25 protein-coding genes and 2 tRNA genes are annotated in these 21,259 nt (G+C 72.0%); 15 read left to right on the plus strand and 12 right to left on the minus strand.

The window, feature by feature from the left end:
- Positions 1–47: 47 nt before the first annotated feature.
- The 4 genes from DVK07_RS01955 (at position 48) to DVK07_RS01970 (ending at position 2,648) form a co-directional block, all read left to right on the plus strand.
- Entirely contained in the window at positions 48–596 is a 549-nt protein-coding gene (locus DVK07_RS01955) for an Hsp20/alpha crystallin family protein (RefSeq protein WP_121595470.1), read from the plus strand.
- A 97-nt stretch (positions 597–693) separates the two neighbouring features.
- Complete coding sequence (hsp14, locus tag DVK07_RS01960; RefSeq protein ID WP_121595471.1) at positions 694–1,107, plus strand: archaeal heat shock protein Hsp14; 414 nt, start codon at positions 694–696, stop codon at positions 1,105–1,107.
- 56 nt (positions 1,108–1,163) lie between these two features.
- Complete coding sequence (pcm, locus tag DVK07_RS01965) at positions 1,164–1,796, plus strand: protein-L-isoaspartate O-methyltransferase (protein ID WP_121595472.1); 633 nt, start codon at positions 1,164–1,166, stop codon at positions 1,794–1,796.
- Between the two features lie 81 nt (positions 1,797–1,877).
- Positions 1,878–2,648, plus strand: a complete 771-nt coding sequence (locus DVK07_RS01970) for a protein-L-isoaspartate O-methyltransferase (RefSeq protein WP_121595473.1) — start codon at positions 1,878–1,880, stop codon at positions 2,646–2,648.
- A gap of 28 nt (positions 2,649–2,676) precedes the next feature.
- Here the strand turns inward: DVK07_RS01970 and DVK07_RS01975 are convergent, their stop codons facing one another.
- Entirely contained in the window at positions 2,677–3,153 is a 477-nt protein-coding gene (locus DVK07_RS01975; protein WP_121595578.1) for a carboxypeptidase regulatory-like domain-containing protein, read from the minus strand.
- Positions 3,154–3,266: 113 nt separating this feature from the next.
- On the opposite strand from DVK07_RS01975, the gene DVK07_RS01980 reads away from it, so the two are divergent.
- The 4 genes from DVK07_RS01980 (at position 3,267) to DVK07_RS01995 (ending at position 5,636) form a co-directional block, all read left to right on the plus strand.
- Positions 3,267–4,421, plus strand: a complete 1,155-nt coding sequence (locus DVK07_RS01980; RefSeq protein ID WP_121595579.1) for an ATP-binding protein — start codon at positions 3,267–3,269, stop codon at positions 4,419–4,421.
- 43 nt (positions 4,422–4,464) lie between these two features.
- Positions 4,465–4,869 (plus strand): CrcB family protein, encoded by a 405-nt coding sequence (locus DVK07_RS01985; protein ID WP_121595474.1) that lies wholly within the window; start codon positions 4,465–4,467, stop codon positions 4,867–4,869.
- Positions 4,866–5,228, plus strand: coding sequence for a CrcB family protein (locus tag DVK07_RS01990; RefSeq protein WP_121595475.1), 363 nt, complete (start codon positions 4,866–4,868; stop codon positions 5,226–5,228). Before DVK07_RS01985 ends, DVK07_RS01990 begins: the two co-directional genes overlap by 4 nt.
- 78 nt (positions 5,229–5,306) lie before the next feature.
- A complete protein-coding gene (locus tag DVK07_RS01995; protein WP_121595476.1) occupies positions 5,307–5,636 on the plus strand; it encodes a hypothetical protein in 330 nt (109 codons plus the stop codon).
- Between the two features lie 25 nt (positions 5,637–5,661).
- On the opposite strand, the gene cca is transcribed toward DVK07_RS01995, so the two are convergent.
- The gene (gene cca, locus DVK07_RS02000) at positions 5,662–7,128 is read right to left on the minus strand and encodes a CCA tRNA nucleotidyltransferase (RefSeq protein ID WP_121595477.1); all 1,467 of its coding nucleotides are present in this window, start codon (positions 7,126–7,128) and stop codon (positions 5,662–5,664) included.
- A 160-nt stretch (positions 7,129–7,288) separates the two neighbouring features.
- Here cca and DVK07_RS02005 point away from each other — a divergent pair.
- From DVK07_RS02005 to DVK07_RS02015, 3 genes are all read left to right on the plus strand, one after another.
- Positions 7,289–7,361 (plus strand) — tRNA-Asn (locus DVK07_RS02005).
- A gap of 72 nt (positions 7,362–7,433) precedes the next feature.
- The gene (locus DVK07_RS02010; RefSeq protein ID WP_121595478.1) at positions 7,434–7,910 is read left to right on the plus strand and encodes a group I intron-associated PD-(D/E)XK endonuclease; all 477 of its coding nucleotides are present in this window, start codon (positions 7,434–7,436) and stop codon (positions 7,908–7,910) included.
- A gap of 32 nt (positions 7,911–7,942) precedes the next feature.
- Positions 7,943–8,017 (plus strand) — tRNA-Ile (locus DVK07_RS02015).
- Positions 8,018–8,067: 50 nt separating this feature from the next.
- Here DVK07_RS02015 and DVK07_RS02020 read toward each other — a convergent pair.
- Together DVK07_RS02020 and DVK07_RS02025 are read right to left on the minus strand one after the other, a co-directional pair.
- Entirely contained in the window at positions 8,068–8,931 is an 864-nt protein-coding gene (locus DVK07_RS02020) for a TIGR01548 family HAD-type hydrolase (protein ID WP_121595479.1), read from the minus strand.
- A 95-nt stretch (positions 8,932–9,026) separates the two neighbouring features.
- Positions 9,027–9,500, minus strand: coding sequence for a UPF0146 family protein (locus DVK07_RS02025; RefSeq protein ID WP_121595480.1), 474 nt, complete (start codon positions 9,498–9,500; stop codon positions 9,027–9,029).
- A 39-nt stretch (positions 9,501–9,539) separates the two neighbouring features.
- Here DVK07_RS02025 and DVK07_RS02030 point away from each other — a divergent pair, with 39 nt between their 5' ends.
- The 3 genes from DVK07_RS02030 (at position 9,540) to DVK07_RS02040 (ending at position 11,641) form a co-directional block, all read left to right on the plus strand.
- A complete protein-coding gene (locus DVK07_RS02030) occupies positions 9,540–10,061 on the plus strand; it encodes an archaemetzincin family Zn-dependent metalloprotease (protein WP_121595481.1) in 522 nt (173 codons plus the stop codon).
- A gap of 75 nt (positions 10,062–10,136) precedes the next feature.
- Positions 10,137–10,436, plus strand: a complete 300-nt coding sequence (locus tag DVK07_RS02035) for a DUF6432 family protein (protein WP_121595482.1) — start codon at positions 10,137–10,139, stop codon at positions 10,434–10,436.
- 47 nt (positions 10,437–10,483) lie between these two features.
- Positions 10,484–11,641, plus strand: a complete 1,158-nt coding sequence (locus DVK07_RS02040; RefSeq protein ID WP_121595483.1) for an aminomethyltransferase family protein — start codon at positions 10,484–10,486, stop codon at positions 11,639–11,641.
- Between the two features lie 37 nt (positions 11,642–11,678).
- Here DVK07_RS02040 and DVK07_RS02045 read toward each other — a convergent pair whose 3' ends face one another.
- The 8 genes from DVK07_RS02045 to DVK07_RS02075 form a co-directional block, all read right to left on the minus strand.
- Positions 11,679–12,854 (minus strand): inorganic phosphate transporter, encoded by a 1,176-nt coding sequence (locus tag DVK07_RS02045; RefSeq protein WP_121595484.1) that lies wholly within the window; start codon positions 12,852–12,854, stop codon positions 11,679–11,681.
- Positions 12,854–12,982: a hypothetical protein gene (locus DVK07_RS24180; RefSeq protein WP_017342347.1), complete on the minus strand. Its 129-nt coding sequence runs from the start codon at positions 12,980–12,982 to the stop codon at positions 12,854–12,856. Before DVK07_RS24180 ends, DVK07_RS02045 begins: the two co-directional genes overlap by 1 nt.
- 422 nt (positions 12,983–13,404) lie before the next feature.
- Positions 13,405–13,941 (minus strand): metallophosphoesterase, encoded by a 537-nt coding sequence (locus DVK07_RS02050; RefSeq protein WP_121595485.1) that lies wholly within the window; start codon positions 13,939–13,941, stop codon positions 13,405–13,407.
- A 527-nt stretch (positions 13,942–14,468) separates the two neighbouring features.
- Positions 14,469–15,452, minus strand: coding sequence for a replication factor C small subunit (locus tag DVK07_RS02055; RefSeq protein WP_121595486.1), 984 nt, complete (start codon positions 15,450–15,452; stop codon positions 14,469–14,471).
- Positions 15,453–15,555: 103 nt separating this feature from the next.
- Positions 15,556–16,479: a DUF5995 family protein gene (locus DVK07_RS02060; RefSeq protein ID WP_121595487.1), complete on the minus strand. Its 924-nt coding sequence runs from the start codon at positions 16,477–16,479 to the stop codon at positions 15,556–15,558.
- Positions 16,480–16,561: 82 nt separating this feature from the next.
- On the minus strand, positions 16,562–17,506 hold the full coding sequence (locus DVK07_RS02065) for an electron transfer flavoprotein subunit alpha/FixB family protein (RefSeq protein ID WP_199719396.1): 945 nt from the start codon (positions 17,504–17,506) through the stop codon (positions 16,562–16,564).
- Complete coding sequence (locus DVK07_RS02070) at positions 17,506–18,294, minus strand: electron transfer flavoprotein subunit beta/FixA family protein (RefSeq protein WP_121595489.1); 789 nt, start codon at positions 18,292–18,294, stop codon at positions 17,506–17,508. Before DVK07_RS02070 ends, DVK07_RS02065 begins: the two co-directional genes overlap by 1 nt.
- 92 nt (positions 18,295–18,386) lie before the next feature.
- Positions 18,387–19,694, minus strand: a complete 1,308-nt coding sequence (locus DVK07_RS02075; RefSeq protein ID WP_121595490.1) for a hypothetical protein — start codon at positions 19,692–19,694, stop codon at positions 18,387–18,389.
- A gap of 256 nt (positions 19,695–19,950) precedes the next feature.
- Between DVK07_RS02075 and DVK07_RS02080 the strand changes: the two genes are divergently transcribed.
- Positions 19,951–21,258: a hypothetical protein gene (locus DVK07_RS02080; protein ID WP_121595491.1), complete on the plus strand. Its 1,308-nt coding sequence runs from the start codon at positions 19,951–19,953 to the stop codon at positions 21,256–21,258.
- The last annotated feature ends 1 nt before the right edge of the window (position 21,259 follow it).

The following is a 21,259-nucleotide window of genomic DNA, read 5'->3' on the forward strand; positions in this document are numbered from 1 at the left end:
GGGGTCGCCAGTACGTTCAAGACGCTCCGTCTCGAATCCTGACCCGCATGACACGACGCGATCCCTTCGACGAGATCGAGGACCTGCTCGAACGGATGGGCCGCGAGTTCGAGGAGCTCGGCGGCACGCTGGAGGGGACCGGACCCGAGGTCCCGCGGTTCCCCGGCGCCCGCGACGTCGACGTCGACGTGATCGAGGACGACGAGTCGATCGTCGTCGTCGCCGACCTCCCCGGGTTCGACGCCGACGACGTCGACGTCGAGTTCCGCGACGACGCGCTCGTAATCACCGGATCCCGCGAGGAGGCGACCGAGTTCGACGTCGCCGGCGCGGACGACGGCGGCGAGGCCGGTAAGCCCGGTGAGACCGACGCGGAAGCCGCGGGCGACGCGGCCGACGGCGCACACGAGGCCGACGACGAGGTCCGCTACCACCGACGCGAACGCCGCCTCAGGTCCGTTTCCCGCCGGATCCCGATCCCGGAGCCCGTCGAGGCGGACGCGGCGACGGCCTCCTTCGACGCCGGCGTGCTCACCGTCACGCTCCCCAAGCGCTCGCCGGACGACGACCGCGGGCACACGATCGACGTCAGCTGAACTCCGGCCGCGCCGCGCTCGGTGTCGGACTCGGCCGCGACCGCGAGATAGCACGTCTCAGTCGCTGTTTAATACCTCACGGCGCCTTTCTGTTTCCATGAACACGACGAATCCCTTCGACGAGATCGAGCAGTTCCTCGGCCGCACGCCCTTCGCGGGCGAGCGGGCCTGGGGCCGCGACCTCCGGACCGCCGACGTCGACGTCGCCGAGTACGACGACGAGTTCGTCGTCACCGCCGACCTGCCGGGCTTCGACCGCGACGGGATCGACGTCCGCGTCGACGACGACCGGCTCACGATCGCGGCCGAGCGCGACGCGGAGCGCGAGGACGCCGACCGGCGGTACCTCCGACGCGAGCGGCGCCACGAGTCCGTCACCCGCACTATCGACCTCCCCGCGACCGCCCGCACCGAAGACGCGTCCGCGACGTACCGGAACGGCGTCCTCACCGTGACGGTCCCGCTCGACGCCGTCGACGCCGACGAGGGGCACCGGATCGACGTGAACTGACTGCCTCTTTCTCTCCGGCCGGTGCTTTCTCCACGCCCCCTGTGCTAACTACCCGCATGAGCGACGCCGACCACGCGGCCGCCAGGCGCGAGCTGGTGAACGCGCTCCGCGACCGCCTCGACGCGAGCGAGCGGACGCTGTCGGCGATCGGCGCCGTCCCGCGCCACGAGTTCGTCCCGGAGTCGCAGCGCGCGTCGGCGTACGCCGACCGCCCGCTCTCGATCGGCCACGATCAGACGGTCAGCGCGCCGCACATGGTCGCGATGATGACCGACCTGATCGACGTCGAGCGCGGCGACCGCGTCTTCGAGGTGGGGACCGGCTGCGGCTACCACGCCGCCGTCGTCGCCGAGGTCGTCGGCCCGGGGAACGTGTTCTCGGCCGAGCGCGTCCCGGAACTGGCCGCCGACGCCCGCGAACGACTCGATCGCCTCGGCTACGACGTGACAGTCGCGGCCGGGGACGGCCGCGAGGCGTTCGCCGACGAGGCGCCGTTTGACGCCGCCTACCTCACCTGCGCGGCGCCCGAGTCCGTCCCGGACGCGATCGTCGGCCGCGTCCGGACGGGCGGCCGCGTCGTCGCTCCCGTCCGCGAGGGCGGTCGCCAACGGCTCGTCCGGCTCACGGTCCGCGAGGACGGGATCGACCGCGAGGACCGCGGCGGCGTGCGGTTCGTCCCGATGCGCTGACCGCGTCGATGCGCCGATCGCGTCGCGGGCGGCCGGCCCGCCGAACGCACGGTTTTAGAGGACCGAGCCCCGAGAGCGGTCATGGACGACGCGTCGCTCAGGGCGGACATGATCGAGGGGCTCGAACACCAGATCGGCGAGCCCATCGAGCCGCCCGTGCTGACCGCCCTCCAGCGCGTCCCGCGCGACCCCTTCGTCGACGACTCGCCCCGCGGCGGCGTCGACGGCGACGATCCGCACTCGCTCTCGCTCTCGACGCTGGTCCGGTTAGTCACCGCGCTCGACGCCGCGGAGGGCGACTCGGTCCTCGTCGTGGGCGCGGGGGTCGGCTACTCGGTCGCGATGCTCGCCGAGATTGCCGGCGCGCGGCGCGTCCACGCGGTCGACATCGACCGCGCCGCCGTCCACGCCGCGCGGTCGAACCTCGACGCGGCCGGCTACGGCGCGGTCCTCGTCGACCGCGCGGACGGCGCCGACGGGCTCCCCGCGTACGCACCCTACGACCGGATCCTCCTCGAAACCGCCGTCGTCGAGCCGCCGCGCCCCCTCCGCGAACAGCTGGCGCCCGGCGGTCGGATCGTCTACCCGCGCGGGGCGGGCGTCCAGACGGTCGCGGCGATCGAGCCGTCGCCCGCCGCCGACTCCGCTCCGGACGAGGACCCGGCGCCGGCGGGGTTCGAGACCGTCGAGACCCACGGGCCGGCGCGGCTCCAGCCGATGCTCGTCGACGGCGAACAGCCCGGGACGGAACGGAACCGGACGCGGCGGGAGGACGCGGAACGCGCCGAGCGCGGCCGGGAGCGTCGACACGGCTGGGAGCAGGACTGGATCGACTGGGACGACCGCCTCTGACAGGCTCTCGCCCGCGTCGCTCGCCGCGTCACTCCTCGACGACGAGCACCTCGGTGTTCCCCCGCTCGTCGACGTAGTCGCCCTCCGCCGGCGGCTTGATGTCGACCGTGAGCGTCCCGTCGGCCTGATTGGGTCCGAGTTCGGGGTCGACGTCGACGGTCGCGACCCCCTCGCCGTTCGTCTTCGCGGTGACGACGCCGTCGATCTGCGCGGAGCCGCCGCGAACGATGACCGTCGCGTCCGCGACGCGGGAGCCGTCCGGGTCGACGACCGCGATGTCGATCGACTGGTCGCCGGGCGTGGTCACCTCCGGCTGCGGCTGCGCGTCGAGTTCCGTCGCGGCCAAGCCGTCGATGTCGCCGATCATCCCCATCATCACGCTGAGGCTGGCGACGCCGACGACGAGCGCGATGACGAGGCGCACGGGGAGCCCCTCGATCGCGCGGGTGTCGGTGCTGAACGTCCGGCGGTTCGCGGTGCGCGAGTCGTGTGTTCGATCGGACATACGGCCCGCTGGCCGCGGCATGGCTTATAAAGAGTCGGACGGCACGGCGACCGAGGTCTGCGAGACGCACTCGACGCCGAGGAATTCGGACTGCCCCCGACCGTTTTTATCCGATACCGAGGCCACCCGGCCGCGTGTACGTACTCGGCCGCGACGGAACGGATCTTCCCCGCGACGAAACGGACTCCGACTGCGACGACGGGACTGGCTCCGAGGAGGTCGGCGACCGCGACGACGACCCCCCGCCTCACACCGCCCGAATCGGATCCTTCCTCGCTCGCGACGGGAGCGCCGGCGCGCCGGTCGGCGTCGACCTCGACCGTCCGCACGCGGGGGTCGTGTTCGGGAAGCGCGGGACCGGGAAGTCGTACACGCTCGGCGTTCTCGCGGAGGAAATAGCCGACGCCGACGGCGTCGTTCCGGTCGTCGTCGACCCGATGGGCGTCTTCGGTGGCCTCGAGGCGGCCGGCGGCCGCGTCGTCGACCCCGCGGTCCGCCCCGCCTCGATACCGCCCTCGACGTGGCCGGACCTGCTCGGGCTCGACCCGGCGAGCGGTCCCGGGAGCCTCGTCTGGCGCGTCGTCGCCGACGCGGTCGACGGCGGCTCCTCGCCCTCGCTCGCGGCGCTCCGCGAGGCGGTCACTGCGGCCGACGCGCCGGCGGAGACGCGGCGCGCCGCGGCGAACCACCTCCGGCTCGCGGCCTCGTGGGGCGTCTTCGACGCCGACGCGCCGCCGGTCGCGTCCCTCGCGGCCGACGGCGACCCCGCCGTACTCGACCTCGCCGGCGTGCCCGACGCCGCCGCGTCGGCCGTCGTCCGCGCGGTCGCTCGCGGGCTCTACGACGCGCGGATCGACGGCGATCTCCCGCGGCTCCCGTGGCTGCTCGTCGACGAGGCGCACGCCTTCTTCGACGGGATCGCCGAGCCGGCGCTCCGGACGCTCCTGACGCGGGGCCGCGCGCCGGGCGTCTCGCTGGTGTGCGCGACGCAGCGACCGGCCGCGCTGCCGAGCGTCGCCGTCTCCCAGTCCGACCTCCTCGTCTCCCACCGCCTGACGGCCGGGCGCGACGTCGACCGACTGGCCGAGGCGGAGGCGACGTACCTCGCGGGCGACCTCGCCTCGCGGCTCCCGGAAGGGGTCGGCGAGGCGCTCGTCGTCGACGACGCCACCGAGACGGCCCACACGGTTCGGATCAGAGAGCGACGGACGCCGCACGAGGGGGAGAGTCCGCGTGCGAGTCGGCTGTCGGACGCGGAGCGCCGGTAACGCGGTCCAGAACGTACAAGCCGTCCCGGCCTCACTCACGCGCATGGAACGGACGCCGTACGGGTTCCTGCTCGTCGCGCTCGGCGGGTTCCTCGGCGCGGTCGCCAGACACGCAGTCGACGTCGGGGTCGGTCGGGCCCTCGCCGCGGCCTCGTCCGGAGGCGCCTCCGCGGTCTTCGGCGGCGCCCCGACCGGCGTGGGGACGCTCGTCGCGAACGTCGCCGGATCGTTCGCGCTCGGGCTCCTGTTGACCCGCGCGTCGAGCGACCGGATCCGCCTGTTCGTCGGAACCGGCGCGCTCTCGTCGTTCACGACGTACAGCACGTTCGTCGCCGACGCGGTCGCGCTCGGGACGCCCGCCGGCGCCTGGTACGTCGCCGTCAGCTATCTGACCGGATTCGCCGCGGCCGCGCTCGGACTCGCGCTCGGAGGGCGGGACCGCCGATGACCGTCGCCCCGCTCCTCGCGACCGCCCTCGTCGGCGTCGGCGGCGCGTTCGGCGCCGTCTCCCGGCACGCGGTCGGGCTCCGCGTCGAGGGACGCCGGTCGGTCCTCCTCGTCAACGCGGTCGGGAGCTTCGCGCTCGGGGCCGTTTCCGCCGCGCCGATCGGCTCGACGGCGGCGCTGCTCCTCGGCGTCGGCTTCTGCGGCGCGTTCACGACGTTCTCCTCGTTCGCCGTCGGGACCGTTCGGGCGGCGAGCGAGACGGGCGCCCGCGCGGCCGCGGTCGTCGCGGCGTCGAACCTCGCGGCCGCGCTGGCGGCGTTCCTCCTCGGTTCGTTCCTCGTCGCTGCGGTCTTCGGCTGACCGACGATTCCTCTCCGCCTGACAGGCGCAACCTCGGCAAGCGATAGGTACAGCATCCCCCGGCCCGTACCCGCGTCCGTGACCGACACCGACCGCTCCGTCGACGGCGAGTCGGGGGATCCGGCCGACTCGGGATCGCTCTCCGACGACGCCGACCCGGACGCCGTCGACCCCGAAGACGTCCCCGAGTTCGGCGACCTCTCGATCCCCCAGCGCGCCTTCGTCGCCGCCGCGCAGAACCCCTCTCGCGGACTACTGGTCGTCGGCCTGTTCGCGTTCGCGCTCGCCTTCTACGCCGCGTTCTGGCTGTCGTTTCCCCGCGCCGCCGGCCTCCTCTCGGGAGTGGCACTGATCGTCGTCGCCGTCGCCGCGCTCGTCTACTGGCTCCTCGACCGCGTCTCCGGGTGACGATCGACGTTCCCGCCGACGGCGCTCACGGCCGCGGCTCGTAGAACTCCCGGAGCGGTCGGCCGAACGCGGGCGCGAGCGTCGCGACCGACTCGCCGACCAGCACGTCGCGGTCGTCGAACGCCGGCTCCACCTGCGCCCCGAGCGCGACGTCGCTCGCCGCGTCGCTCTCCAAGTACTCCCGGACGGTTGCGAACTCCCGCTCCCGCTCGACGACGTACCGGTCTCCGTCGATGAAGGGTCCGTACGTGTCCGGGTCGACGTCGTCGACGTACGACTCGTAGAAGCTCGCGGCGTGTTTTCGGACCGCGACCGGCGGCCCCTCGTGGCGCTCGACGGTCGGGCGCTCGGTCACCTCTAATTCGGCGTACAGCGCGGCCCGCGTCGGCTCGCCGGTTCCGTCGCGCTCGTCCGTCTCCTCGGCGTCGCTCGTCCCGGCGGCGTCCGTCGTTCCCGCTGCGTCCGTCGTTCCCGCCGCGTCCGTCGTTCCCGCCGCGTCCGTCATCGCTCGCGCCCGGAGAACGTCGAAGCCGCGCTCGTTCAGCCCGCCGACGATCCCGTCCAGCGAGCGCCGGAGCTGCGGCCACAGCTGGTCGTCGACCACGTCGGGCGCGTCGAACACGACCGCGATCGGCGTCGTCCCCCGCCGGTCGAGGTGGGCGCGCACCTCCCCGGAGTCGAGCGGCTCGGGGTCGTCGGGCTCGAAGAGCGCCTCGCTCGGGGCCGCGAGCAGCTCCCGCGCGTAGTGTTGGAACCGCGCGAGGTTCGCCGCCGACAGCACCGCCGCGACGTTCCGCGTCGGGTCCGTGGGGTCGACGACGACGAGGGGGTCCTCGAACGTGCGCTCGGCGTGCCCCTCGGGGTCGAACTCCACCGGCGGATGCCAGCTCCGTGCCGACTCGACCAGCGGGACGAACCCGCCGAGCTCCAACACGAGCAGCTCAGTCAGGTATCCCGAGAAACCCTCGGTGCGGAGGTCGCTCCCGTACGCGCCGATCCCCTTCAGGAACGCCTTCGCCAGCACCACGTCCGCGGCGAGGTCGTCGTCGAGCCGCGCCGAGAGGTACGCGTCGTGGAACGGCGTGCGGTCGACGGCGGAGACCAGCTCGGCCGCCCGCTCCACGTCGTGGCAGGGGACCAAGTCGACGTCGAACCCCTCGTAGCGCCCCTTCACGTACGGGTGTTCGGCGAACTCCTCGTGACCGTCCGGGAGGACCGCGTGACCGACGTCGAGCCCGTACTCCTCTAACTCGGCGCGGTCGAGGTCCGCGTCGAACCGGACGAACAGGTCGATGTCGCGGTCGCCCGCGACCCACGTCCCGCGCGCGGTCGACCCGACCTGGACCACGTCGGCCTCGACCGGGAGGTCGGCGATCGCCTCGCGGGCCCGCTCGGTCAGCGTCGCGGCCGTCTCGCGCAGTCGCTCGCGCTCCTCGGGCTCCGGGAGGACCCGCTCGCGCACCCGCGACAGCACCGCCTCCAACTCGTCCATACCGGACGGTCTCGCGGTCCGGCCGAAAACGTGTCGGTCGGATCGGCGCAGCGGTCCGCGGCCGCTCCGGTGCTGCTTCTCTCCGTTCGCGTTCCCCGGATCCCGTCCCGTCGGGCGGAAACGAAAGCCCTATCAAAACAACGCGAGTACCCGGAAGTGAGCCGAAGTAGCTCAGTTGGTAGAGCGCCTCGCTGTTAACGAGGCGGTCCCAGGTTCGAGTCCTGGCTTCGGCGCCTCCATTTCGTTTCGAGGTCTCTCCCGGTTAGCAGCGAACGTATTTTTGTCGTAACTCCTTCCTCTCCGATATGCCGGAGCGGAGCGATCGATTCGCATCACTCGAGGAGCCACACAAGCGCGGTCAGGCAGCGGAGGCGATCGTAAAATCGGAGTTCGTGAGCCGTGGAATCCCCGTCCTGACTCCCACATACGACAACGAACCGTACGACATCGTCGTTGAGGTGGATGACTCGTTCCATCGAATCCAAGTCAAGACGGCGTTCGAAGCGACGACTAGCGGCGCAGTGCGGTTCCGAACGCGGAGCACTCGGACGAAGAGTTCGGGCTACGAACGAGAGGGGTACGAGGACGCAGTCGACTTCTTCGCCGTTTACGCCCCCGCGTGCGACGAAACGTATCTCGTTCCAATCGAAGAGACTGGTAAAACGCAGATGACAATTCGTCACGAACCCTCGAAAAACGGCAACGTCGAAAACACCAATTGGCACGAAGACTTCCTTATCGACGGGGTACTGTCCTCGCTCTGCTCCGACCCGACAATATAAAGAGGAATCGAGAGAGACGAACTGATACGAGCGGGCCCTTAGCTTAGTCCGGTTAAAGCGACTCGCTCATAACGAGTCGATCGCCGGTTCGAATCCGGCAGGGCCCACTTTCTATCGGACTTCGCGATTCGCAGTCGCGACCGCCACGCACCGGCGGCTACTCCAACAGTTCCACCAGTTCGTTCACGTCGTCGACCACCGCGTCGGCCCCGGCGTTTGCGAACTTCTCGCGGCCCGCATCGCCCGTGAGCCCGCCGGTGAGGACGCCGATACCGTAGTAGACGCGCGTCTCGTCCGCCTCGTCTGCGTTGCGCGCGGTGCGCACGTCGTCGAGGGTGTCGCCCGCGAACGCGACGCGCTCGGCGTCGAACCGCTCGGCGAGCTCGACGAGCGCCCGCGGGTGCGGCTTCCCCTCCTCCCAGTCGTCCATCGTGAACCGACGGTCCTCGGGCACGTCGAGGCCGACGCGCTCTAAGGCGATTTCGGCCTCCGCGGCCGGCCGCCCGGTGAGGACGCCGACGTCGAACCGCGCGGTGAGGTCGGCGATGGTCTCGGGGTCGACGAGCGTCGGCTCGTCGTGGATGTACCCGTCCGCCTCGATCGGCGGCTCGCCGCCCTCTAACTCGCGGTACAGCGCCGCGCCGAGGTACAGCGCCTGGAACGTCTCCCGGAGCGCGTCTCTGTCCCACTGGTCGCGGACGCGAGCCTGCGCGACCCGCGGGAGGTCGCCGACGACCTCCTTGGCCGCGTCGAGGCCGCCGCCGAGTTCGCGGACGCGGTCGGTGAACTCGTCGACGTCCATTCGGAGCCCCTCGCGGCGGGCCAACACGAACAGCGCGGCGGCGTCCGTCAGCTCCCAGTCGTTGTTGAACCCGCCGGCGTCCTTGAACGCCTGGACCGCGTCGCGGTCGATCGGCTTGCCGCAGACCCGGTCGACCGATTCGAGGATCGCCCGACGATAGGAGTCCGCCACGTCGACCAACACCCCGTCGATATCGAGGACCACTGCGTCGACCTGCATACCGCTACCCCGGCTGGCGGCGGAATGAACGTTCGGGTTCGCGGCCGGCGTCGCCGGTTCGAGGGACGCGGCGGCGGAACTACCGAGGCGACTCGTCACCGCGCGACGTACACGACCGTCCCCGCCTCCATCGACCGCCGCCGGACGTCGACGACCGGCTCCTCGAAGCCGAGCGTGGTGAACAGGCAGTCGGCGTCGAGTCGCTCCGCCAGCGCCACGGTCGGTCGCTGGAGTTCGGCGGGGAGGTTCCGCGCGTACACGGCGTCGAATCCGCCCTCCGACGCGTCGAGTCCGAGCGCGTCCCGTACCGATCGCTCCGTGTCGGCGGTCGCCAGCGCCGTCACGTCCGCCGTGACGACGCGGAGCGACCCCGCCCTCGACGGCCGAGGCTCCGTCGACGCGTCCCGCGCCGCCTCGCTCACCTCGACGTCGATCGCGACGACCTCGCGACCGCGGTCGGCGAGCGTGCGAGCGACCTCCGGACGCCGCCCGACGCCGACCTCGATCAGTCGCTCGTATCGGTCGAGCGCGGCGACGAGCGCGCGTTCCGACGGCGGTGGTTGGCCCACGGCGCGGCCTTTATGACCGCGGCGGTCAAAAGCGGTTCCATGCTCGTGGACATCGTCCCGGTCGGGGAGGTCACCCCCCAAGTGAAACGGGAGGCCTCCGGCGCGCTGCGTTCCGTGTACGACTGCGACGTGACGGTCCACGACGATCAGCCGATCCCCGACTCCGCGTTCGACGGCGACCGCGGCCAGTACCGCGCCGAGGACCTCATCGAGACGGTCACCCGCGTCGGCGGCGGCGAGAAGAACATCGGAATTACGCCCGAGGACCTCTACTACCGCCGCCGGAACTACGTGTTCGGCCTCGCGTACCTCAACGGCAGCGGCTCCGTCATCTCGACCCACCGCCTCCGCACCTCCTCCGACGGCGGCGTCTCGACAAAGCCCGCGGTCGACGTGTTCGGCGACCGCGTCCGCAAGGAGGTCGTCCACGAGATCGGCCACACGCTCGGCTTGGAACACTGCGACAACAGCAAGTGCGTCATGTCGTTTTCCCCGACCGTCCGCGAGGTCGACGTGAAAGAGGAGAACCTCTGTGGCACCTGTTCGCGGATCGTTCGCTGACGGGCCGCCCTCTCTCGGGTCAGGTTCTCTCCTCCCGCCGGTAGACGTAAAGTCCGCCCCGCACAAGGGACACGTATGGCCGCAAAGCCGGAATACCGCGACCGGCCGGACGTCGAGGTCGCGCTGCTCGACGCGCTCGTCGACCGCGGCGACGAGGGGATGACCGTCCTCGAACTGCGCGCGGCCGTCGACGCAGACATCGACGCCGTCGAGAAGGCCCTCTCGGCGCTGAAGGAAGACTCGCTCATCACCGTGGAGTCCGAGGAGCGCGTCCGGGTGTACGCCCACGACCGGGTCGTTCCGGACCCCGAGGCGCCGGACGACGACCCCTCGCAGAGCCTCGTCGACGCGATCCGCGACCGCCTCGGACTGTAGCCGCCGGAGACGGCGGCCTTTTGCCCCTCGATCGCGTCCCTCCGACCATGACGCTCGTCTCCGGTACCCACGACGCGCACGGCGCCGTGTACCGCGACCGCGGCGGCCGCGAGGTGGTCGACCACTACGGGAAGCCCGTCCGCGTCGGCAAGGCGGTCCGCAACGTCGCCGGCGTGATCGAGATGGGGTACGGCGTCCTCGCCGTCAGGGGCGCCGACCGCGTCGAGTTCGTGGACAACGCCGTCTCGAACCGCGTCCCAACCGAGGACGGCGAGGGGACGTACGCACTCCTGCTCGACCCGCAGGGCGGGATCGAGACGGACATGTACGTGTACAACGCCGACGAGCGGCTGCTCGTCTTCCTCCCCCCGGAGCGCGCCGAGTCGGTCGCCGCCGACTGGGCGGAGAACGTGTTCATCCAAGACGTCGAGATCGACGACGTCTCCGACGAGTTCGGGGTGTTCGGCGTCCACGGGCCGAAGTCGACCGAGAAGGTGGCGTCCGTCCTCGGCGGCCCGGGCGCGCCCGAGGGGCCGCTCTCCTTCGTCCGCGGGTCGATGGTCGACGCCGGCGTCACCGTGATCGCGACGGACGCGCCGCTGGGCGAGGAGGGGTACGAGATCGTCTGCGCCGCCGCCGACGCGGGCGACGTGTTCGACACCCTGATCAACCGCGGGCTCAACGCCGCGCCGTTCGGCTACCGGACGTGGGACGCGCTCGCGACCGAGGCCGGGACGCCCCTCTTCGAGTACGAGTTAGCGGGGACCGTCCCCAACGTCCTCGGCCTCCGGAACGCGCTCGACTTCGAGAAGGGGTGTTACGTCGGCCAGGAGGTCGTCTCGCGCGTGGAGAACCAGGGGCGACCGAGCCGCCGACTCGTCGGCCTCGAACTCGACGGCGTCGCCGAGGCGGTCGCCGCCCTCGACGCGAACGCCGACCCCGACGGGATCGACGCCGGCCTCCCCGAGCCCGGTGCGGCCGTCTTCGACGGCGACGAGGCGATCGGCGAGGTCACCCGGGCGGCGGTCGGCCCCGCGACCGACGTCCCGATCGCCCTGGCGCTCGTCGGGTTCGACGCCGACCGCGGCGCGGTCACGGTCCGGGTCGACGGCGAGGAGGTGCCGGCGACAGCCGTCGACCTCCCGTTCGTCGACGGGAGCGCGGCGTCCGCGCGGCTGCCGACGTACCCCGAGCTGCGCGCCTGAGACGGTCGAGGAAGGCCGGGCGAGCTCCCGAAGCCACTCACACGACGAAGTCGACCGCGGAGTAGAGAACGAACCCGAGCGTGAACGCGCCGACGAGCGACCCGATCCACGCGAGCACCGTGTACCCCATCTTCCTCCGGCTGACGCCCGCGTCGCCCGCGGCGTAGCCCGCGCCGACGATCGCGGAGACGATGATCTCGTTGAAGGAGACGGGGATCCCGAAGGCGACGGCGGTCTGCGCGATCGCGAACGACGGGATGAGCGCGGAGATCGACCGCCGCGGCCCCATCGAGGCGTAGTCCTGCGAGATCGCCTTGATCATCCGCGGCGCGCCCGTCCACGACCCGGCCAGTAGCCCGACGCCGCCGCCGACGAGCAGCGCCCACAGCGGGACGCCGACCTCGCTGAAGATCGGGACGAGCGGGCCGATCGCGAGCCCCACCTGTGAGCCGCCCGCCGAGAAGGCGACGAGCCCGCCCATCGCGAGCAGGAACCGGCGCTGGGCGCCCGCGCGGTCGCGCCCGAGGTCGGCGTACACGGCGACCGCGACCACGGCGGCGATCGCGAGGCTCACCGCGGGCGGCCCCGCGCCGCCGATCCCGAGCCCCGATCCGAGGACGCTGGCGACCGAGGCCTGCTCGCCGGCCGGTCCGAGCAGCGCGAAGCCGACGTTCGCGAGGATCCCGCCGACGACGCCGGCGAGCGCGGCCGTGAGCGGCCGCTCGGGCAGCGACTCGCCGATGAGCATTCGGGCGACGCCGTAGGCGACGCCGCCGCCGACGAACGGGGTGAGCACCCACAGCGTCGCGATCTCGGCGTACTTCGGCCACGCCGGGTCGCCGCCCAGCGCGAGGCCGACGCCGACGACCGCGCCGGTGACGGTGAACGCCGTCGCGATCGGGTACCCGGCGAAGACGCCGACCGCGACCAGCGCGGCAGCCGTGACGAGCGCGACGATGGCCGCCGCGGCCGTGAGCGTCACGCCGCCGATCAGCTCGGTACCGACCGCCTCCGTCACGTTCGCGCCCTGGAGGATCGCGCCGAGCAGCCCGAGGACGCCGACGATCAGGCCGGCGCGCATCACGGAGATGGCGTTCGCGCCGACCGCGGGCGCGAACGGGGTCGACCCGGAGGAGCCGGCGCCGATCGACCACGCCATGAAGAGGCTAGCGGCGGCCGCGACGAGCAGCGTCGCGGCGGTGACGACGACCATCAGTTCCGACCGTCGTTGTACCCCTCGTTCAGCCCGGCCACCGTGCGCCGGACGAGGAGGAACCCGAAGAAGAACAGCCCGAGGAGACCCACCAATAAGAGCACGAACAGCGGTTGGACCGGGAGCATACGCTCGAATCCGTCGGCACGCGGTTATAAGTTTCGAGCCGACCGGTCGCGCGACCACGCCGTCCCGCCGCCCGCCGGCGATCGGAGCAGTGACTAAAACGCGCTTTTGTCTCTCAGCCACGTATATGTCGGTACCCGCACTACGTGTAACCGCGACCCCCGCTTCGGCCCTCACACGCCCCAACACGCCGGTCGACCCGCCGGCCGGTCGGACTCGCGGCCGCTCCCTCCCCTGCCCGGAACCCCTCCCCGGCCGCCCCGTCCGACCGCCGGCGCCCGCGCCCGCGCCGCTCCGGGTCCGCCACCGTGCACACGACCGTCGACCGGTCCGGCCGTACGCGGGGCGTCGCGATCCGTCCCCGCCGACGCAGCGGCGACGCGCTCCGCTCGCTTCTCCCCCTTCCGCTCCGCTCCCCGCTCCGTTACTCCGCGCCGCTCCCGCCCTCGATCCGGAACGTCTCGAAGACCTCGCCGCCGGGCGTCACCAGCTTCCCGTCCAGCGCGGGCTCGCTCCCGTCCTTGGCCGCCGTCAGCTCCGCGTGGGCCGGCCGGTTCCCGCGCGGCTGCGCGTGGCTGCCCGGGTTCAGTATCGGGAGTCCGCCCGAGTCGTCGAACCGCGGCCGGTGGCTGTGGCCGCAAATCACGGCGTCCGCGTCGCGGCCCCGACCGAGCATGACGAGCCCCGTGTCGCCGCTCCGGTGGCGGTGCGTGACCGCGAACCGGACTCCGGCGTACTCGACGGTCCGCACCTCGGGAACCCGGTCGCGGATCGCCGCGTCGTCGTTGTTGCCGTAGACGGCCCGGAGGCTCGCGGCGGCCGACCCAAACGCGTCCAGAACCGGCTCGCGGTAGAAGTCGCCCGCGTGGATCACCAACTCCGCCTCGCGGACCGCCTCCGCGGTCCGCCCCTGAAGCTTCGACTCCTCGCGTGCGTGCGTGTCGGAGACGACGACGAGCATACCGACCGTCGGCGCCGCCGTGATTTAAAAAGCGCGCCTGCCGGAATGGCGCGTGCCGATGAGCGCCCGAAGGGCGCGAATCGCACGCGCGAGGGAGTCGGCCGGCCGGAGCGAAGCGGAGGCCGGCCGACGAGGCTGGGGAGGCGTGAGGTGCTGTGCGGAGCGGTGCGGGGCGGGACTCAAAGGGGCAGCCGCGAGGACGAAGACGGGCGAAGCAAGGACCGCAGGAGCGAACGGAGTGAGCGACGAGGACCGCAGCGAGCCCATCGAGTCCTCGCGGCTGGGGCTTTGGAGGTGTTTGCCGCCGATCTGTTCTCAGCCATTTATAAGTGAGCGTCTGGGTCTTTGGAGGCGTCCGTCGTCGATTTGCTCTCAGCCATTTATAAGCGAGCGGCTGGGGCTTTGGCGGTGTTCGCCGCCGATCTGTTCTCAGCCATTTATAAGCGAGCGGCCGGGGCTTTGGCGGTGTTCGTCATCCGTCCGCGGCCGACTGTTTATAAAAGAACGAGCGGAGATCCGGCGCCAGCTTATTCGTCTAACGAAAGCGCCGCAAGCAGCGACTCCAGCTGGACCTGCTCGTTGGCCCCCTCGGCGATCCGGTAGTCGGCCTCGCCGATGCGCTCCATGAGCCGCACCGCCTCGCGCTCGCTCAGGTCGAACTCCCAGACTGAGCGGTGGAGCTGGTCGATCACGTCGCCGCCGGCCATCCCCGTCTCCGTGAGCAGCGTGTCGAGCGTCGAGCGCGCCCGCGCGAAGTCGCCGTCCAGCGCGTCCGTCACCATCGACTCGATCTCCTCCGGCCGCGCGGTCGCCGTGATCGCGTACACCGCCTCCTCGTCGACGACGTCGCCGGTCGTCGCCGCCGCCTGAAGCGAGTTGATCGCGCGGCGCATGTCGCCGTCGGCCGCGTACACGAGGGCGTCGACGCCCGCGTCGGTCACCTCGATCCCCTCGGCCGCCGCGATCTCGCGGACCATCCCGCCGACCGCCTCGTCAGACAGCGGCGAGAAGCGGAAGACGGCGCACCGCGACTGGATCGGGTCGATGATCTTCGACGAGTAGTTGCACGAGAGGATGAAGCGGGTGTTGTCGGAGAACTGCTCCATCGTGCGGCGGAGCGCCGACTGCGCATCATCCGTGAGGCTGTCGGACTCGTCGAGGAACACGATCCGGAAGTCGCCGCCGAACGAGGAGCGCGCGAACCCCTTGATCCGGTCGCGAACGACGTCGATCCCGCGCTGGTCGGAGGCGTTCAGCTCCAGGAAGTTCCCGCGCCAGTTGTCCTCGCCGTATATCTCGCGGGCGATCGCGGTGGCCGCGGTTGTTTTCCCCACGCCCGCAGGGCCTGAAAAGAGAAGGTGGGGCACGTCGTCCTGCGCGATGTAGCTCTGGAGGCGCTCGACGATCTCCTCTTGGCCGTGGATGTCGTCGAGCGTCTGTGGCCGGTACTTCTCGATCCAGATCTCCCGGCCGGTCGCGGTCGCGACCGTCTGCTCGTCGGCCTCGCTCATGCCGGATCGGAGGGTGGGCGGGGTCATAAACGAACCGAGAACGCGACGCGACCGGTCCGACGCTCGCTTCCCTGCCCCCGTCCGACGCTCGCTCGTCCGCTCCCTACGTCAGGCGTCCGAACGCCTTGCGGAACGCGCCCGCGGCGTCGCCCTCGGCCTCCGCATCCCGCAGTCGCTCGCCCGCCTCGGCGTCGAACTCGGGCGCAAGCAGGACCGCGGCGGCGCCGGTCGCGACTGTCTCCGTCCGCCAGTCGACGTACGGCCCGCCGACCCACCTCGGGAGGTCCGCCCGTAACACGGCGTTCCGCCAGGCGAACTCCCGAACGCCGCGCAGCCCCAGCAGCGCTAACCGGTCGTCGAGGGGATCGAACAGCCGATCGATCCCGGCGACGCCGACCGCGTCGTACGCCTCGACGAGCGCGTCCTGCGCGGTCTGGACGAGCCGCGCGAGGACCGCGTTTATCCGGTCGTGGTCCTCGAGTTTGGCGCCGCGGTCGGGGTCGATCCCCACGTCGCCGAGCGTGTACGTGAGGTCGTACGTGATGTGCGCGTTGATGCCCAGCAGGGCGTCCTGCGCGACGAGCGTCTCGCCGCGGGCCGCGGCGCCGAAGGCGAGCAGCCACGGCCGGGGAAGCGAGTCGAACGCCCGGCGCTCGAACGCGACCAGCGCCCGCCGGTAGCGCTCCGCGAAGGCGACGAGGTACGCGGCTGCCCACTCGGAGTCGACGAACGCGCCGTCGTCGATGGCGGTCCGCACGGTCGCGGTCATCCGACTGTACACCGTGAGGAACACCGCGCGCCGGTCGCCCCGCTCGCGGAGGTACGACTCGGTCCGCGCCAGCCGCTCGTCGACGTCGGCGACCGACGCGAACGGCTCCGACACCAGATCGAGCAGCGCCGCGTCCGGCTCCTCGCCCGCATGCTCCGCGGCGACCGCGTCCCGCTCGCCGTCGACCGCCCGGCGGCGGCCGGCGAGCAGCGCTCTCGCCTCCGCGAGCGTCGGGACGGCGGCGCGGATCGGGATCATGGCGAACGGACGGCCGAGCCGTCTGCCCGTCCGGTTCTCGACCGGAGTCAAAGAACGTTACTGCCGGAACGGCGCCGCCGGCCTACGCGAACTCGTCGATGAGTTCGGGCACCACGTCGAAGAGGTCGCCGACGATCCCGTAGTCGGCGATGTCGAAGATGGGCGCGTTCGGGTCGGTGTTGATCGCGATGATCGTGTCCGACCCCTTCATGCCGGCGACGTGCTGGACCGCGCCGGAGATGCCGACCGCGATGTACACGTCCGGCGTGACGACCTTCCCCGACTGGCCGACCTGCCGGTTCTTCGGCAGCCAGCCGTTGTCGACGATCGGCCGCGAGGCGGACAGCGTCGCGCCGAGCGCGTCCGCGAGCTCCTCGACGAGCTCGAGGTTCTCCTCCTCCTCGATGCCGCGGCCGACCGAGACGAGCACGTCGGCGTCCGCGATGTCGACGTCGCCGCCGCCGACCTCCTCGAAGCCCGTGACGCGGGCGCCCGACTCGGGGATGTCGACCTCGGCCGCCTCGACGGTCGCGTCGCCGACCCCCTCCGCGGGCGGCCACTCGCCGCCGCGGACCGTGAGGACGAACCGGTCGCCCGCGACGTCGACGGTCGTCTCGACCTTCGAGCCGTACATCTCGCGGGTGACGGTGAGCCCGTCGTCGTAGGCGATTCCGACCGCGTCGGTGACGATCGGGGCGCCGAGGTCCTCGGCGAGTGCGGGCGCGTAGTCGAGCCCGTTGACGGAGTTCGGCAGGACTACCGCGCCGGCGTCGACCCGGTCGGCGAGCGTCGAGACCGCCGCCTGGTAGGCGTTGTGGTCGAACTCCTCGCCGTCCTCGACCGCGTGGACCGCGTCGACGCCCTCGCGGTTGAGCTCCTCCGCGAAGCCGTCGACGTCGCCGCCGATGACGGCCACGTGGAGGTCGCCGCCGCGCGCGTCGGCGAGCTCCCGTCCGGCCGTGATCGCCTCGTAGGTGACGTCCCGGAGCGCGCCGCGGCGGTGTTCGGCGGCGACGAGCACGCTCATCACGCGCTCACCCCCTTCTCGCGGAGGACCTCGGCAAGGCGCCCCGCGGACTCGCCGGCGTCGCCCTCGATGATCTCCGCGTCGGACTCGCTCTCCGGCTCGTACATCTCGGTGATCGTCAGCGCGCTCTCGACGTCGTCCGCGGTCAGCCCGAGGTCGGACAGGTCCTTCGCCGCGATCTCCTTTCGCTGGGCCTGCCGGATCCCGCGGAGGCTCGCGTATCGGGGCTCGTTGAGCCCGGTCTGGACCGTCAACACGGCCGGGAGGTCGACGTCGGTCAGCTCCTCGACGCCGCCCTCCAGCTCGCGGTGGACGTGCGCGACGCCCGCGTCCGCGTCCACGTCGAGGTGGTTGACGACCGCCGCGTGCTCGAAGCCGATCCGCTCCGCGAGCGCGACGCCCGTCGCGCCGAAGCCGGTGTCCGCGGCCTGGACGCCGCCGAGGACCAGGTCCGGCTCCTCCTCGTCGACGACCGCCTCGAACAGGGCGACCTTCGAGGCGACGTCGGCGAACCCGCCGTCCAGCGCGTCGTCCCAGACGCGGACCGCGCGGTCCGCGCCCTTCGCGAGCGCCATCCGGATCGTCTCCTCGGCGCGCTCCGGGCCGACGGTGACGGTCACGACCTCGTCCGCGATCCCGGCCTCCGCGAGCTGGACGGCGGCCTCGACGGCGTAGTCGTCCCACTCGTTCAGGTCGTACTCGAGGTCGGACTCGGCGATGTCGGTCCCCTCGATCGCGAAGTCGTCGTCCGCCTCCGCGACCTCCTTGACGGTCACCAGAACCTTCATGATCGATACTCGGTCGCTCGCCCTGTAATGGTTTTCGGAACGGCCGACGGCGGACCAGCGGTTTCCGCCCGGTCCGGTCGCGTGCCGGGTCGTCAGCGGTCGTCGTCGCCGTCGTCGGCCCTTCCGTCGCCGTCGGTGCCTCCTCCGTCGGCGTCCTCGCCGTCGGGCAGCGAGATGAGGTTCTCGCGGCCGAGCCGGAGCTTCTCGACGCGCCCCTCGTCGGCCATCGCCGAGAGCAGCTGCGACACCTTCGCGTCCGACCACCCGGTCTCGGCGACGATGTCGGCCTGTCGCATCCGGCCGCCGTTCGCGTCGAGGAGGCGCTCGACGCGCTCCTCGTCCGAGAGCAGCGAGAGGTCCTCCCCGTCGCCGTCGTCCGCCTCGTCGGTCGCGTCGGCGCCGGCGTCGCCTCCGGTCCCCGGACCGGCGTCGCCGACGCCGACCGGACCCGGGCCGCCGCCGCTCGCCGCGCGCTCGCCCCCGTTCGCGGCCGACTCGTTCGGGTCCCTCTCCCCGTCGTTGATCCGGCGGTACCCGACGACGCTCCCGGCCACGAGGGCCGCGGCGAGCACGATCGCGGCCATCAGCATCGTCCACGGGGCGCCCGCCCCCGCGGGCCCGTACACGATCACCACGGGCTCGCCCCCCTCGAACGTCTGGGGACCCTCGATGATCACGTCGCCGTCCGAGAGCTGCGTCACGGCGCTGCTCGGCGTTCCGGTGACCGTGTACCCCTCCGGCGTCGCCACCTCCAGGGTCTGGCCCGCTTCGAGGCTGCGGAGCCACGTCTCGTTGCCGGGCGTCGTCAGCGCGTCCCCGAGGACGAGGCTCTCGCCGTCCTGCGCGAGGAACGACGTCCAGGTGAAGCGCAGCCGGAGCTCGCCGACGGCGACCGCGTCCTCCGTGGCGACGTCGAACTCGCCCGGGTCCTCGTGGACGACGACCTCGCGTTCGACGTCCTCGATCGCCATCGACCGGTCGACGTTCCGGTTCGCCTCGCGGCGGAACCCCTCGAACAGCTCGGCGCTCGGGCCGACCTCGCCGTCGAGGAAGCGGTCGCCGGCGGCCCTGAACACCCTCGTCTCGTTCTCGTCCGCCAGCGAGTACCGGACCGCGACGGTCCAGTCTGCGCTGCGGTCGGAGTTCAACGCGAGTCGGATCCGCGTCGTCGACGGCGACGTGATGCCGTCGCCGGTCTGCTGGCGGACCGCCGGCGAGCGGTCGTCGACCGACTCGCGGACGCGCGGTTCGTCACCGACTGCCGGCACGTGGGCCGGGGGGTCGTCCGCGCCGAGGGAGGAGGGGGTCGTGGTCGCACCGTCGGCCGCGCCGCCGGCGCTCGCGACCAGCGCGAGCGCGACGACGGCGACCAAGAGCGCGCGAAAGGCGGGGTTCCGCATACGTCTCGGGTCACTCGCGCGCCGGGCAAAACGCTTTCCATACACTGTTTTTTGACAGGATGCCGGACCGAGCTTGCGCTCCCGGGCCGCCGTCTGCCCGCGACGCCGACCCGCGCGGCTCCATCGCCTGCGGTTCGCCCGCGACGCCGACCCGCGCGGCTCCACCGGCCGCGTTCGCCCGCGACCCCCGGCCGCACGACCCGCCGGCCGACCGCAGTGGGTGGACTTTTTGTGTCGCGGGTCGAACCCGGAGACGATGAGAGCCCTCCCGATCGCCGCGGTCGCGGTCCTGCTGCTCGTGGCCCCGGTCGCCGGCGTCACCGCGCCCGGCGCCGTCTCTCCGTCCGCCGATTCGGCACCGTCCGCCGATTCGGTCGGTCCCGCCGACTCCCCGCTGTCCGCCGATTCGGCAGCGACCGTCACCGGACAGACGACGCCGCAGATCGACACGGCCAACCTCACGTTTCGGACGCTCTCGACGCCGCCCGGGGCGGAGACGCGCGTCAGCGCGTACACCCGCGGCCCGGACCTCGGGTCGTCGCTCGGCTTCGCGACCGCCGACGCCGACGCCGCCTTCGAGACGGCGGCCGTCGTCGACCGGATCGAACGCGCCGAGGCGGGCGTCGAGCGCCAACAGCAGATCCTCGCGGAGCTCAACCGGGTCGAGCGCGCGGAGGTGGCGCTGAACAGCCGCCAGACCGCCGCCTTCAGCGCGCACGCGGCCGGCGAGATCAGCGACCGCGAATTGGTCGACGAGCTCGTCCGCGTGGCCGCGACCGCCCGCGAGTACGACGAGCGGCTCGACGAGATCGACGCGCTCGCCGAGTCGACGGACGGGTTCAGCTCGCCCGGCCGGCTCGACGAGCTTCAGGTGGCGCTCCAGGTGTACGAGGGGCCGGTCCGCGACCGCGCGCTCGCGACCGCTCGCGGCCAGTCCTCGCCGAGCGAGCTGTACGTCGCGTCGAGTCAGGGCGCCGTCGTGCTCGCCACGGTCGTCGACGGCGAGTACGTCCGCGAGGTGTTCCGAACTGACCGCTGGGACCGCGGCGGCAGCGACATCTCGAACGACGCGGCGATCGAGATGACCGAGGCGGCCTACCCCGAGACGGCCGCGCTCCGCGAACCGGACGCGTTCGGCGCCGGCTCCGTCCAGCGGATCACCATCCCGCACGAGGTCGGGACCCTCCGGACGTTCGTCAGCGGCGGCACCGAGCAGGTGTTCGTCGAACACCAGCGCATCGACCTGTCCGCGTTCCCCGACAGCGAGCCCGTCACGGCGGCGGGCGACGGGTTCAACGTCACCGTCGAACGGACGTACCCCGGGGGCCCGGTGACCGTGACCGTCCTCGACGACGAGACGGGCGAACCGGTCCCCGACGTCACCGTCACCAAGTCGGTGGGCAACGGCGACAGCCGGACGATCGGGACGACCGACGAGGAGGGGGTCGTCCGGACGCTCTCGCCGGCCGAGACGTACCGCATCACGGTCGTCGACGAGCCCCGCGTCGTCGTCCTCGGCGACATCGAGCCCCTCCCGACGCCGCGGCCGGTCGACGACGAGTGAC

It is taken from the genome of Halorubrum sp. Atlit-26R, from assembly GCF_003666015.1.
Lineage (GTDB): Archaea > Halobacteriota > Halobacteria > Halobacteriales > Haloferacaceae > Halorubrum.